Source organism: Pseudomonas entomophila L48 (assembly GCF_000026105.1).
Classification (GTDB): Bacteria; Pseudomonadota; Gammaproteobacteria; order Pseudomonadales; family Pseudomonadaceae; genus Aquipseudomonas; species Aquipseudomonas entomophila.
In genome coordinates this window covers 3,910,895-3,923,792 of the sequence record NC_008027.1, presented here as the reverse complement: position 1 = coordinate 3,923,792, position 12,898 = coordinate 3,910,895, and the positions used below count along the sequence as shown (strand labels likewise).

At 61.5% G+C, this 12,898-nt stretch carries 12 protein-coding genes; 10 read left to right on the top strand and 2 right to left on the bottom strand.

Features of this window, described 5'->3' with window-relative positions; all coding sequences use genetic code 11:
* Positions 1–47: 47 nt before the first annotated feature.
* From lpdA to PSEEN_RS16795, 5 genes are all read left to right on the top strand, one after another.
* Positions 48–1,484 (top strand): dihydrolipoyl dehydrogenase, encoded by a 1,437-nt coding sequence (gene lpdA, locus PSEEN_RS16815; protein WP_011534749.1) that lies wholly within the window; start codon positions 48–50, stop codon positions 1,482–1,484.
* Positions 1,485–1,656: 172 nt separating this feature from the next.
* Positions 1,657–2,823, top strand: a complete 1,167-nt coding sequence (sucC, locus tag PSEEN_RS16810) for an ADP-forming succinate--CoA ligase subunit beta (protein ID WP_011534748.1) — start codon at positions 1,657–1,659, stop codon at positions 2,821–2,823.
* Positions 2,823–3,707 carry a succinate--CoA ligase subunit alpha gene (gene sucD, locus PSEEN_RS16805; RefSeq protein WP_004376004.1) on the top strand — a complete coding sequence of 295 codons (885 nt, stop codon included), beginning with the start codon at positions 2,823–2,825 and terminating at the stop codon, positions 3,705–3,707. Before sucC ends, sucD begins: the two co-directional genes overlap by 1 nt.
* 489 nt (positions 3,708–4,196) lie before the next feature.
* Positions 4,197–5,510 (top strand): branched-chain amino acid transport system II carrier protein, encoded by a 1,314-nt coding sequence (brnQ, locus tag PSEEN_RS16800; RefSeq protein WP_011534747.1) that lies wholly within the window; start codon positions 4,197–4,199, stop codon positions 5,508–5,510.
* Positions 5,511–5,704: 194 nt separating this feature from the next.
* Positions 5,705–6,454 (top strand): DUF599 domain-containing protein, encoded by a 750-nt coding sequence (locus tag PSEEN_RS16795; protein ID WP_011534746.1) that lies wholly within the window; start codon positions 5,705–5,707, stop codon positions 6,452–6,454.
* A 68-nt stretch (positions 6,455–6,522) separates the two neighbouring features.
* On the opposite strand, the gene PSEEN_RS16790 is transcribed toward PSEEN_RS16795, so the two are convergent.
* A complete protein-coding gene (locus tag PSEEN_RS16790; protein ID WP_011534745.1) occupies positions 6,523–6,789 on the bottom strand; it encodes a hypothetical protein in 267 nt (88 codons plus the stop codon).
* 136 nt (positions 6,790–6,925) lie between these two features.
* On the opposite strand from PSEEN_RS16790, the gene PSEEN_RS16785 reads away from it, so the two are divergent.
* From PSEEN_RS16785 to PSEEN_RS16770, 4 genes are all read left to right on the top strand, one after another.
* Positions 6,926–7,402, top strand: coding sequence for a PaaI family thioesterase (locus tag PSEEN_RS16785; RefSeq protein WP_011534744.1), 477 nt, complete (start codon positions 6,926–6,928; stop codon positions 7,400–7,402).
* A complete protein-coding gene (locus tag PSEEN_RS16780) occupies positions 7,399–7,857 on the top strand; it encodes a PaaI family thioesterase (protein ID WP_011534743.1) in 459 nt (152 codons plus the stop codon). Before PSEEN_RS16785 ends, PSEEN_RS16780 begins: the two co-directional genes overlap by 4 nt.
* A 94-nt stretch (positions 7,858–7,951) precedes the next feature.
* Complete coding sequence (gene htpG / locus PSEEN_RS16775) at positions 7,952–9,859, top strand: molecular chaperone HtpG (protein ID WP_011534742.1); 1,908 nt, start codon at positions 7,952–7,954, stop codon at positions 9,857–9,859.
* A 134-nt stretch (positions 9,860–9,993) separates the two neighbouring features.
* Positions 9,994–10,719, top strand: a complete 726-nt coding sequence (locus PSEEN_RS16770) for a dienelactone hydrolase family protein (protein ID WP_011534741.1) — start codon at positions 9,994–9,996, stop codon at positions 10,717–10,719.
* Between the two features lie 76 nt (positions 10,720–10,795).
* On the opposite strand, the gene PSEEN_RS16765 is transcribed toward PSEEN_RS16770, so the two are convergent.
* Complete coding sequence (locus tag PSEEN_RS16765; protein WP_011534740.1) at positions 10,796–11,659, bottom strand: pirin family protein; 864 nt, start codon at positions 11,657–11,659, stop codon at positions 10,796–10,798.
* 116 nt (positions 11,660–11,775) lie between these two features.
* On the opposite strand from PSEEN_RS16765, the gene PSEEN_RS16760 reads away from it, so the two are divergent.
* A complete protein-coding gene (locus tag PSEEN_RS16760) occupies positions 11,776–12,783 on the top strand; it encodes an amidohydrolase family protein (RefSeq protein ID WP_011534739.1) in 1,008 nt (335 codons plus the stop codon).
* Positions 12,784–12,898 lie beyond the last annotated feature (115 nt).

Sequence of the window (12,898 nt, the reverse complement as noted above, 5' to 3'; positions counted from 1 at the left end):
GCCTGGCGGCTTGCCGCTCGTAGCTTGAAGCTAAAAAGGAATCGTTTATGACCCAGAAATTCGACGTGGTAGTGATTGGTGCAGGTCCTGGCGGCTACGTGGCCGCGATCAAGGCCGCACAGCTCGGCTTCAGCACCGCCTGCATCGAGAAATACACCGACGCCGAGGGCAAGCTGGCCCTGGGCGGTACCTGCCTGAACGTGGGTTGCATTCCTTCCAAGGCCCTGCTGGACAGCTCCTGGAAGTACAAGGAAGCCAAAGAGAGCTTCAACGTGCACGGCATCTCCACTGGCGAAGTGAAGATGGACGTGGCTGCGATGGTTGGCCGCAAGGCTGGCATCGTCAAGAACCTGACCGGTGGCGTCGCCACCCTGTTCAAGGCCAACGGCGTCACTTCGATCCAGGGCCACGGCAAGCTGCTGGCCGGCAAGAAAGTCGAAGTCACCAAGGCTGACGGCACCACTGAAATCATCGAAGCCGAGAACGTGATCCTGGCCTCCGGCTCGCGTCCGATCGACATTCCGCCGGCTCCGGTCGACCAGAACGTCATCGTCGACTCCACCGGCGCCCTGGAATTCCAATCGGTTCCCAAGCGCCTGGGCGTCATCGGCGCTGGCGTGATCGGCCTGGAACTGGGTTCGGTCTGGGCTCGCCTGGGTGCCGAAGTCACCGTCCTGGAAGCCCTGGACACCTTCCTGATGGCTGCCGACACCGCTGTGTCGAAAGAAGCCCAGAAAACCCTGACCAAGCAAGGCCTGGACATCAAGCTGGGCGCTCGCGTCACCGGCTCGAAAGTCAACGGTAACGAAGTCGAAGTCACCTACACCAACGCCGAAGGCGAGCAGAAGATCACCTTCGACAAGCTGATCGTCGCGGTCGGCCGTCGTCCGGTGACCACCGACCTGCTGGCCGCCGACAGCGGCGTGACCATCGACGAGCGCGGCTACATCTTCGTCGACGATCACTGCGCCACCAGCGTACCGGGCGTCTACGCCATCGGTGACGTGGTGCGTGGCATGATGCTGGCGCACAAGGCCTCGGAAGAGGGCATCATGGTCGTCGAGCGCATCAAGGGCCACAAAGCCCAGATGAACTACGACCTGATCCCGTCGGTCATCTACACCCACCCGGAAATCGCGTGGGTCGGCAAGACCGAACAGGCGTTGAAAGCCGAAGGCGTTGAGGTTAACGTGGGCACCTTCCCGTTCGCGGCCAGCGGCCGTGCGATGGCAGCCAACGATACCGGCGGTTTCGTCAAGGTCATCGCCGACGCCAAGACCGACCGCGTACTGGGCGTTCACGTGATCGGCCCATCGGCTGCGGAGCTGGTGCAGCAGGGCGCGATCGCAATGGAATTCGGCACCAGTGCCGAGGACCTGGGCATGATGGTCTTCAGCCATCCGACCCTGTCCGAAGCGCTGCATGAAGCAGCGCTGGCGGTGAATGGCGGTGCCATTCACGTCGCCAACCGTAAGAAGCGTTAATTATAAGAAACCACGGCGGTCTGCCCGTCGTGGGTCTTGCGTGCAAGACTCACCGCGGAACGTCCGCCGGACCGGATCACACGGGAAAACCCGGGGTCAACGGTCACAGGTGGTGCGGCGCCAGTAATGGCGCAGCGCCGAAGCGCAGTACCTAACGAAGACGGTAAAAAGCATGAATCTTCACGAGTATCAGGGTAAGCAGCTGTTCGCTGAATACGGCCTGCCAGTTTCCAAGGGTTTCGCAGTCGATACCCCTGAGCAAGCGGCAGAAGCCTGCGACAAGATCGGCGGTTCGGAGTGGGTCGTCAAAGCCCAGGTCCACGCCGGTGGTCGCGGTAAAGCGGGCGGCGTAAAGCTGGTTCGCAGCAAGGAAGACGCCAAGGCGTTCGCTGCACAGTGGCTGGGCAAGAACCTGGTAACCTACCAGACCGACGCCAATGGTCAGCCAGTTTCCAAGATCCTGGTCGAATCCTGCACTGACATCGCCAAAGAGCTGTACCTGGGCGCTGTAGTGGACCGTTCGAGCCGCCGCATCGTGTTCATGGCTTCCACCGAAGGTGGCGTGGACATCGAGAAGGTCGCTCACGAGACTCCTGAGAAGATCCTCAAGGCCACCATCGATCCGCTGGTCGGCGCTCAGCCGTTCCAAGGTCGTGAACTGGCGTTCCAGCTGGGTCTGGAAGGCAAGCAAGTACAACAGTTCGCCAAGATCTTCGTAGGCCTGGCCAAGCTGTTCAAGGATCACGACCTGGCCCTGCTGGAAGTGAACCCGCTGGTGATCAAGGCCGACGGCGACCTGCACTGCCTCGATGCCAAGATCAACATCGACGCCAACGCCATGTACCGTCAGCCTAAGCTGAAGACCTTCCACGACCCGTCGCAGGACGACGCCCGTGAAGCCCACGCCGCCAAGTTCGAACTGAACTACGTTGCCCTCGAAGGCAACATCGGCTGCATGGTCAACGGTGCCGGCCTGGCCATGGGTACCATGGACATCGTCAACCTGCACGGTGGCAAGCCAGCCAACTTCCTCGACGTGGGCGGCGGCGCTACCAAAGAGCGCGTTACCGAAGCGTTCAAGATCATTCTGTCCGACAGCAATGTCGCGGCCGTCCTGGTCAACATCTTCGGCGGCATCGTTCGCTGCGACATGATTGCCGAAGGCATCATCGGCGCTGTGAAAGAAGTCGGCGTCAAGGTTCCGGTCGTCGTTCGCCTCGAAGGCAACAACGCCGAACTGGGCGCTAAAGTACTGGCAGAAAGCGGTTTGAACATCATTGCGGCAACCAGCCTGACCGACGCTGCTCAACAAGTTGTCAAAGCTGCGGAGGGCAAGTAATGAGCGTCCTGATCAATAAAGACACCAAAGTCATCTGCCAGGGCTTCACCGGCTCGCAGGGTACTTTCCACTCCGAACAAGCCATTGCCTACGGCACCAAGATGGTCGGCGGCGTCACCCCAGGCAAGGGTGGCACCACCCACCTGGGCCTGCCGGTGTTCAACACCGTGAAAGAAGCTGTAGAAGCCACCGGCGCTGACGCGTCGGTCATCTACGTACCGGCTCCTTTCTGCAAGGACTCCATCCTGGAAGCCGCCTTCGGTGGCATCAAGCTGATCGTCTGCATCACCGAGGGTATCCCTACCCTCGACATGCTGGACGCCAAGGTCAAGTGCGACGAGCTGGGCGTGACCCTGATCGGCCCTAACTGCCCAGGTGTCATCACCCCGGGCGAGTGCAAGATCGGCATCATGCCAGGCCACATCCACCTGCCAGGCAAGGTCGGTATCGTTTCGCGTTCCGGCACCCTGACCTACGAAGCTGTGAAGCAGACCACCGACGCCGGCTTCGGCCAGTCGACCTGCGTCGGCATCGGCGGTGACCCGATCCCGGGCTCCAACTTCATCGACATCCTGAAGCTGTTCCAGGAAGACCCGAAGACCGAAGCGATCGTCATGATCGGTGAGATCGGCGGTTCCGCTGAAGAAGAAGCCGCGGCCTACATCAAGGCCAACGTGACCAAGCCTGTCGTGTCTTACATCGCCGGTGTTACCGCACCTGCTGGCAAGCGCATGGGCCACGCTGGCGCCATCATCTCTGGTGGCAAGGGTACTGCGGACGAGAAGTTCGCCGCCCTGCAGGACGCCGGTGTGAAAACCGTGCGTTCCCTGGCTGACATCGGCAAGGCCCTGGCCGAGCTGACTGGCTGGGAAGTCAAGAAGTAAGTAACACGTAGTACCCCCCACGCGCACAAAGGCCACCTTCGGGTGGCCTTTGTCGTTTTGCTTCGCGCTTTTTTGTGGGAGCGGCCTTGTGTCGCGAAAGGGCCGCGTAACGGCCCCTGCGGCAGTTGCATCGACGTTGGAACCCTGGGGCCGCTCTGCGGCCCTTTCGCGACACAAGGCCGCTCCCACGCCTAGGAAAATTCGATCACCTCAATCAGGGTTTTCAACCAGACATTCACCCAAATGCGCAATAAACTGTCGCCTGGCACATTCAACAAGACGACAAACACATACGCACATCGGACAAGCAGCACTGGGCCAGTGCGTTTGTCGGGCAAAACAGGTAGGCTACGCGTTCACTCTGTGCCCGTACCCCAAAAGGGAACGACACGCTAAACGGGTCTGGCTTACCAAGCCGGGCAGCATTTCCCTTAATCCTGTGGGAAATCCCCTCCGACTCCCGATTTCAGCAGTGTGGTATTTCCTTAAATGAAAGTGTTAAAAGGCCAGGATATCCTGGCGCTTGGCTTTATGACGTTTGCGCTTTTCGTAGGCGCCGGCAACATCATCTTCCCGCCCATCGTCGGCCTGCAATCCGGTCCGCACGTGTGGATGGCGGCGCTTGGCTTCCTGGTCACCGCCGTGGGCCTGCCGGTCATCACCGTGGTCGCCCTGGCCAAGGTCGGTGGTGGCATGGACGCGCTGAGCAGCCCGATCGGCAAGTTCTTCGGTGGCCTGCTGGCAGCTGTGTGCTACCTGTCGGTCGGCCCGCTGTTCGCCACCCCGCGTACCGCGACCGTGTCGTTCGAAGTGGGTGTTGCACCGCTGACCGGTGAAAGCCCGACCGCGCTGCTCATCTACAGCGTGGTGTACTTCGCCGTGGTGCTGGCCGTGTCCATGTACCCGGGCAAGCTGCTCGACACCGTGGGCCGTTTCCTCGCGCCGTTGAAGATCATCGCCTTGGCGGTGCTGGGCATCGCGGCGTTCGCATTGCCGGCCGGCACGATTGGCGAAGCTCAGCCGGCCTACGCCGCCGCCGCGTTCTCCAAAGGCTTCTCCGATGGCTACCTGACCATGGACACACTGGGGGCCCTGGTCTTCGGTATCGTCATCGTCAACGCCATCCGCTCGCGTGGGGTCGAGTCGCCGAAGCTGATCACCCGCTATGCCATCATCGCTGGCCTGATTGCAGGCGTGGGCCTGGTGCTGGTGTATGTCAGCCTGTTCCGCCTTGGTGCGGGCAGCCATGACATCGCAGCCGACGCTACCAACGGCGCGATGGTCTTGCATGCCTATGTGCAGCACACCTTCGGTTCGCTGGGCAGCGGCTTCCTGGCCGTGCTGATCGCACTGGCCTGCCTGGTGACCGCCGTTGGCCTGACCTGCGCCTGCGCCGAGTACTTCAGCCAGATCCTGCCGCTGTCGTACCGCGCCCTGGTGGTGATCCTGGCTGGCTTCTCGCTGGTGATCTCGAACCTGGGCCTGACCAAGCTGATCATGTTCTCGATTCCCGTGCTGACGGCGATCTACCCGCCTTGCATCGTGGTGGTGGGCCTGAGCTTCGTGAAGGACCTGTGGAACTCGCCAACCCGCATCCTGGCGCCGGTCATGCTGGTGTCGCTGGTGTTCGGTGTTGTCGACGCGATCAAGGGCAGCAGCTTTGCCCATGTGCTGCCTGACGCCTTGGCTCACTTGCCGTTCAGCAACGAAGGCATGGCCTGGCTGGTGCCTTCGGTGGTCACCCTGGCCGCCGCCGTGGTTTGCGATCGTATGCTGGGCAAGCCACGCGAGGCGTTGGCTTGATGGATTGAAGCCTGAAGGGCAGGGCGCTGGCCACAAGCCGAAGGGCGCCCACCAACGGTGGATATCGAAACCCCGCTTCCCTTGAGGAGCGGGGTTTTTTGTTGCCTGTGCCTTGCGATTTTTACTCGACGGCGTGTCTTTTGGCGCTACCCGGCGTCGAAAACCGGTCTGTTTCTCTTTTGTGGGATAACTGCATGACCTTCATCCAAAACAACCTGGGCAACCTGCTGGCCGCGCTATGGTTCGCCATCTGCTGGGGTGGCTATACCCGCTACGCCATCTGGAAGGGCCGCGACACGGCCTGCCTGGCCAGTGTGCTGCACCTGTATCGCGAGGACTGGATGCGTCGCATGCTGCTGCGCGACAACCGCATCGCCGACGCCAGCGTGATCGGCAACCTCGAGCGCAATGCTTCGTTCTTCGCGTCCAGCACGCTGATCATCCTGGCTGGCATTCTCACCGTGCTCGGTGCGTCCGACCGCGCCTTGTCGCTGCTGGCCGACCTGCCGTTGGTGCAGCAGGCCTCCCAGGGCATGTCGGAGATCAAGCTGCTATGCCTGGCGATGGTCTTCGTCTATGCCTTCTTCACCTTCAGCTGGTGCATGCGCCAATACAACTTCGCCGCGGTACTGGTAGGGTCGGCGCCGATGATCGGCGAGCGTCAAGTCAGCGAGCAGGAGCGCAGGGCATTCGCCTCGCGAGCGGCGGGGGTGCTGTCGCTGGCGGCCAACCAGTTCAACCTTGGGCTGCGTTCCTATTACTTCGGCATGGTCATGTTGTGCTGGTTCATCAGCCCCTGGTTGTTCATGGTCATGAGCGTGGCCGTGGTGTTTATTCTTTATCGCCGTGAATTCCATTCTCGTGTGCTGGAAGTCATGGTGTTCACGCCAACGGAAAATGTCCCCACCGAGTTGCCCAGGGACACTTCGGGGGCGACCAACTGAAACGTTTCAATCAAAAGTGACAGGCATAAAAAAACCCGACGCAAGTCGGGTTTTTTCGTTCGGGGCGATTACTGCTTGGCCGGCTCGGCTGGGGCAGTTGGCGCGGCCGGAGCGGCTTCCTCGGCGGCTTTCTGCTGCGCTTCGGCCTGATCTTTGGCGGCTTCGGCGTTTTCCTTGGCGGCTTCGTTCATCTTATCCTGAGCTTCGCCCATTTTTTCCTGGGCTTGCTCGGCGTGTTGCTGTGCGTCCTGGGCTTTGTCTTCGCTCGCCTTGTCGCAAGCAGCCAGGCCCATGGCAGCGGCCAGCATCAGAGCAAAAGCAAAAGGTTTACGCATGGGGTGTATCTCCTGGGTGGAATAACTTTACTTGTTCCTTCGAGTTCACCCCGGGCGGATAAGTTCCACAAAGGTTACAGATATATAACTGCCCGACCTATATAGACTTTTTACCGAATTTATGCAGCGGTGGACAATGAACGAGACTCCATTGACGGCAATGGCCGAGCGTTTTCTCTCAGCCTTGAAACATTGCCAGTTACTGCAGATGCGCGTGCACCATGCCGACGCGCAGGGCATGACCCTGGTACTGCCCTGGTCGCCGGCCATTGTCGGCAACCCGCAGACCGGGGCCGTGCACGGGGGCGCCTTGACCACCCTGATGGACACCACCTGCGGCATGGCCACCCTGTGCGCGCTGCCGCGCTTCGAGGTATGCCCGACCCTGGACCTGCGCATCGACTACATGCACCCGGCCGAAGCAGGCAAGGACATCTATGGCCACGCCAAGTGCTACCGGGTCACCCGCGATGTGATCTTCACCCGTGGCAGCGCCTATCAGGACGACCCTGATCAGCCGATCTGCCAGGTGGTGGGTACCTTCATGCGCCTGGGGGCCGAGGTCAAAGGTGGCATTCGGTTCGGCAACAGCCTGAAGGAGCCGCGCGAATGATTCCCGCAGACGTCCGTCAGCAATTGAACGCCGCCCATGCACGCGGTGACTACCAGCCCTTGCTGGCGCTGATTCCCTATGCCGGGTTGATCGGCATTGAGTGCGAGCGCCAGGGCGACGACCTGTTGTTCCGCCTGCCGGCCAACCCGGACAACATCGGCAACCCGTTGCTGCCGGCCATTCATGGTGGCGTGATCGCCGGTTTCATGGAGCTGTCTGCGGCGCTGTACCTGTTGATCTACAGCGAAAGCGCGAGCATCCCCAAGATCATCGATTTCTCCATCGACTACCTGCGTGCCGGGCACTTTCGCGACACCTATGCGCAGTGCCAGCTGTGGCGCCAGGGCCGGCGCGTGACCAATGTCGCCATCACCGCCTGGCAGGGGGATCGCGAGGCCCCCATCGCCACGGCGCGGGCGCATTTCAAGATAGAACCTGAAAAGCCCTTGAAATAGTCGGCCATGCCCCCATCTGCTGGTCATCCGCCATTGAAAGCAGGCCTTTTTGTCCGCCAGGCGTCACCAACCAACAGATTGGAGTTTGAAGACCATGAGTGTGGAGACTCAAAAAGAAACCCTGGGCTTCCAGACCGAGGTGAAGCAACTGCTGCACCTCATGATCCATTCCCTGTATTCGAACAAGGAGATCTTCCTGCGCGAGCTGATCTCCAATGCCTCCGACGCCGCCGACAAGCTGCGTTTCGAGGCCCTGGCCAAGCCCGAGCTGCTCGAGGGCGACGCCGAGCTGAAGATCCGCGTGAGCTTCGACAAGGCCGCCAATACCGTGACCCTCGAGGACAACGGCATCGGCATGAGCCGCGAAGACGTCATCTCGCACCTGGGTACCATCGCCAAGTCCGGCACCGCCGACTTCATGAAGAACCTTACCGGTGACCAGAAGAAGGATTCGCACCTGATCGGCCAGTTCGGCGTGGGCTTCTACTCCGCGTTCATCGTCGCCGACAAGGTCGATGTGTTCAGCCGTCGCGCCGGGTTGCCGGCTGGCGAAGGCGTGCACTGGTCGTCGAAAGGCGAGGGCGAGTTCGAAGTTGCCACCGTCGACAAGCCAGAGCGTGGCACCCGTATTGTCCTGCACCTGAAGAAGGGCGAGGACGAGTTCGCCGATGGCTGGCGCCTGCGCAACATCGTCAAGAAGTACTCCGACCACATTGCCCTGCCGATCGAACTGCCGAAGGAACAGCCTGCGGCCGCCGAAGGCGAGGAGCAGCCAGCGCAGGAGTGGGAGACCGTCAACCGCGCCAGCGCCCTGTGGACCCGCCCGCGCACCGAGGTGAAGGACGAGGAGTACCAGGAGTTCTACAAGCACATCGGCCATGACTTCGAGAACCCGCTGTCCTGGAGCCATAACAAGGTCGAGGGCAAGCTCGAGTACAGTTCGCTGCTGTATGTGCCGGCCCGTGCGCCGTTCGACCTGTACCAGCGCGAAGCACCTCGTGGCCTGAAGCTGTACGTGCAGCGTGTGTTCATCATGGACCAGGCCGAGTCGTTCCTGCCGTTGTACCTGCGCTTCATCAAGGGTGTTGTCGATTCCAACGACCTGTCGCTGAACGTCTCCCGCGAGATCCTGCAGAAAGATCCGATCATCGACTCGATGAAGACTGCGCTGACCAAGCGCGTGCTGGACATGCTGGAGAAGCTGGCGAAGGACAAGCCCGAGGAGTACAAGGGCTTCTGGAAGAACTTCGGCCAAGTCATGAAAGAAGGCCCGGCCGAAGACTTCGCCAACAAGGAGAAGATCGCCGGCCTGCTGCGCTTCGCCTCCACCCACGACGACAGCGGCGAGCAGAGCGTCGCCCTGGCCGATTACCTGGCGCGCGCCAAGGAAGGCCAGGACAAGATCTACTTCCTGACCGGCGAATCCCATGCCCAGGTCAAGAACAGCCCGCACCTGGAAGTCTTCCGCAAGAAAGGCATCGAAGTGCTGCTGCTGACCGACCGTATCGACGAGTGGCTGATGAGCTACCTCAACGAGTTCGATGGCAAGGCCTTCGTCGACGTCGCTCGTGGCGACCTGGACCTGGGCAAGCTGGACTCCGAAGAGGACAAGAAAGCCCAGGAAGAAGTGGCCAAGGACAAGGAAGGCCTGGTAGAGCGCCTCAAGGGCGCGCTGGGTGACAGCGTCGCCGAAGTGCGCGTGTCGCACCGCCTGACCGACTCCCCGGCGATCCTGGCCATTGGTGAGCAGGACCTGGGTCTGCAGATGCGCCAGATCCTCGAGGCCAGCGGGCAGAAAGTGCCGGAGTCCAAGCCGATCTTCGAGTTCAACCCGACCCACCCGCTGATCGAGAAACTCGATGGCGAGCAGAGCGAAGACCGCTTCGCCGAGCTTTCGCACATCCTGTTCGACCAGGCGGCGCTGGCGGCTGGTGACAGCCTGAAGGACCCGGCGGCCTATGTGCGTCGCCTCAACAAGCTGCTGGTCGAGCTGTCCGCTTGATCTGAAGCAGACAAAGCCCGCTTCGGCGGGCTTTTTCATTTATGCGCACAGTCTATCCGCGGAAGCGGGCTTACCCTGCGAAAAGGGCAATACGGTCTAGAATTCGCACAACCGTGCAAGCCAAGGAGTGTTGAATGAGCAAGGTCATCGTCGAGTCGCTGGTCTATCACCTGTCCGGTAAAGCCTATGAAAGCCGCCTGGTTTACGCCCCGGGCGCGCTGCCGCAGCCGGGCCTGGTGATGGCACCGAACTGGATGGGTATCGGCGAGGGGGCTGAACGTATTGCCAAGGAAGTGGCCGAGCAAGGCTATGTGGTACTGATCGCCGACCTCTACGGGCAGTCGGTGCGCCCCTCCAATGCTGACGAAGCAGGTGCGGCAATGATGCCGCTGAAGAATGATCGTGGCGAGCTGCGCAAGCGCATGCAGGAAGCGCTGGCCCAGCTGGTGGGGCAGTCCAAGGCGTTGTTGGCACCAGGCAAGGTGGCAACTTTCGGCTTCTGCTTCGGCGGCTGCTGCGCGCTTGAGTTGGCACGCACCGGTGCTGATCTCAAGGCGGCAGTGTCGTTCCATGGCACGCTGGACACCCCGAACCCAGAAGATGCCAAGCGTATCAAGGGCTCTGTTCTGGTGCTGCATGGTGCGTCCGACCCGCTGGTACCTAAGGAGCAGTTGCCGGCTTTCGAAGACGAGATGAATGCCGCCAAGGTCGACTGGCAGTTGCTCAGCTATGGCGGGGCGGTGCATTCGTTCACCGACCCGAACGCCAATGTACCGGGCAAGATGCAGTATGACCGGCGCACATCGGAGCGGGCATTCCGCTCGATGCACAACCTGCTCAGGGAAGTGTTCCAAGGCTAGCTTCTTCGCCGGCAAGCCGGCTCCTACGCAAAGCGCGCAACACCTGTAGGAGCCGGCTTGCCGGCGAACCGTGGCACTAACGCGGCAATTCGATCCGTTCGTGCTCTCCAGGCACCGTCGGCCAATCCCCGGCCGCCCAGCGTGCCCGCGCCTGCTCGATCAATGCCGGATCACTGGCGACGAAATTCCAGTTCATCCGCCGTGGCCCATCCAGTGCGGCGCCACCAATCAACACCAGCTGGCATTCTTCCTCGGCAAACAAGGCCACTTCGTCGCCCTCAGGCAGCACGACCAGGCTACAAGGCTCGACTTCTTGATCGTCAAGCATCAATTCGCCTTCAAGCAGGTACAGCGCGCGTTGCGCGTGTTCGGTCGGCACAATCAGGGTAGTGGCTGCCTGCATGTGCACGTGGGCATAGAGGGTGGGGGAGAGCACTGGGACCGGTGATTCCAGGCAAAAGCCGTTGCCGGCGATCATGCGGATGCGCACGCCAAGGCTGTCGCTGCTAGGCAGGCTGACTTGGGGGTGGTGGCTGTAACTGGCCGGCCCCTGCTCCGCCTCACGGGGCGAGGCCAGCCAGACCTGCAGCCCATGCAATCGCGAGCCTTTGCGCAATACTTCGGCGGGCGTGCGCTCGACATGGGCCACCCCGGCGCCCGCTGTCATCCAGCTGACCTCACCTGGCCGCACACGTTGATCCGACCCCAGGCTGTCCTTGTGCTGGATCTCACCCTCGAACAGGTAGGTGAGGGTCGACAGGCCGATATGCGGATGCTGACGGATATCCATGCCGCTGCCCGGCGCGTACTCGGTCTCGAGCATATGGTCGAAGAACACGAATGGGCCGACGCTGCGGCATTGGGCCGAGGGCAGAGGGCGCAGGATCGGCTGGCCCTCGACCGATTCGGCGCGTGGGCGGATGACCAGGGGGCTGCTCATGGGGTTTGCTCCGGATGGGCGGGACTGGTATCCAGCATAACGGTTCGCAGGCTACGGCTGAACCGTTGCCGTTGGTGTCGGGTCTACTCTTTTCCTGCCTGTGTATGGAGCCAGCGATGATCGTCCGAACGCTTGCCTGCCTTTTGCTGGGTGGCTGCCTGTGCCAGGCGGCGCAGGGGCGCGATTATCGTTACAGCGACGCGCACCTGCATTACGTGGATTTCTTCCAGGAGACCGAGGGCATGCCGGCCCTGCTTGCGGCCATGGACGCGGCGGGCGTGGAGCAGTCCATGATCTCGGGGATACCCGTGGCCAAGAAATGGCATGAGGACGAGCCCAAGCGGCCACGCTATTATGCGGGCGACGATGCCGACGCCTACTGGTACAGCGCCACCGACCTGTATGTCGCCGACGCGTTGCAGAAGCTACCAGCGGAGCAGCGCCGTCGCTTCCACCCGTTCCTCACTGGCTTCAATCCGGTGGACAAGAACGCCGTCAGCCATATCGAGCGCATGCTCGAGCTCTATCCGGGGCTGTGGCAGGGCATCGGCGAAGTGTTCACCCGCCACGACGACCTCACTGCCCTGACCAGCGGCGACACGCCGCGGGCCAACAACGAAGCCATGACCCGCATCTATCACCTGGCCGCCGAGCGCGACCTGCCGGTGCTGCTGCATTCGAACATCACCTCCAAGCGTGAGCGCAACCCGTTGTACCTGGCGGAGATCGAAGAGCCGCTGCGCAACCACCCGCATACCCGTTTCATCTGGGCCCACGCCGGCAGCAGCCTGGAGATCCATCGACACCAGGAGCAGATGGATTTTCTCCTGCCAGTGCTGACCCGGTTGCTGGAAGACTACCCGAACTTGTATGTCGACCTGTCCTGGAGTGTGCGCGAGCCCTACCTGCTTGGCCCGCAGGGTGTGCCGCGCCAGGAATGGGTGGCGTTGGTGGAGCGCTTTGCGCAGCGTTTCGTGCTCGGCTCCGACCTGGTGGGGCGGTTCGACAGCCTGGGTGAGCAGATGCACGGTTTCGACCCGTTCCTCGATGCCTTGCCGGCAGCGGTGGCGGAGCAGGTGAGTCGGACAAATTTTATCAATCTGCTGCCAAAAGCGGTGAAGTAGCGAGTTTTAGCAGTGGATAGCTTTTTGATATCGCCTTTTCGTCTTACGCAATTTTCAGGCGGCCCGATACCTTCATTAAGCGACGGAACAACGCTTTTTGGGAGGGATCCTGGAA

Coding starts and splice junctions, on each gene's coding strand:
- lpdA (WP_011534749.1), top strand. CDS start 48: ATGACCCAGAAATTCGACGTGGTAGTGATTGGTGCAGGTCCTGGCGGC.
- PSEEN_RS16765 (WP_011534740.1), bottom strand. CDS start 11,659: ATGAGCAGCCCCCTGGTCATCCGCCCACGCGCCGAATCGGTCGAGGGC.
- brnQ (WP_011534747.1), top strand. CDS start 4,197: ATGAAAGTGTTAAAAGGCCAGGATATCCTGGCGCTTGGCTTTATGACG.
- sucD (WP_004376004.1), top strand. CDS start 2,823: ATGAGCGTCCTGATCAATAAAGACACCAAAGTCATCTGCCAGGGCTTC.
- htpG (WP_011534742.1), top strand. CDS start 7,952: ATGAGTGTGGAGACTCAAAAAGAAACCCTGGGCTTCCAGACCGAGGTG.
- sucC (WP_011534748.1), top strand. CDS start 1,657: ATGAATCTTCACGAGTATCAGGGTAAGCAGCTGTTCGCTGAATACGGC.
- PSEEN_RS16790 (WP_011534745.1), bottom strand. CDS start 6,789: ATGCGTAAACCTTTTGCTTTTGCTCTGATGCTGGCCGCTGCCATGGGC.
- PSEEN_RS16770 (WP_011534741.1), top strand. CDS start 9,994: ATGAGCAAGGTCATCGTCGAGTCGCTGGTCTATCACCTGTCCGGTAAA.
- PSEEN_RS16785 (WP_011534744.1), top strand. CDS start 6,926: ATGAACGAGACTCCATTGACGGCAATGGCCGAGCGTTTTCTCTCAGCC.
- PSEEN_RS16780 (WP_011534743.1), top strand. CDS start 7,399: ATGATTCCCGCAGACGTCCGTCAGCAATTGAACGCCGCCCATGCACGC.
- PSEEN_RS16760 (WP_011534739.1), top strand. CDS start 11,776: ATGATCGTCCGAACGCTTGCCTGCCTTTTGCTGGGTGGCTGCCTGTGC.
- PSEEN_RS16795 (WP_011534746.1), top strand. CDS start 5,705: ATGACCTTCATCCAAAACAACCTGGGCAACCTGCTGGCCGCGCTATGG.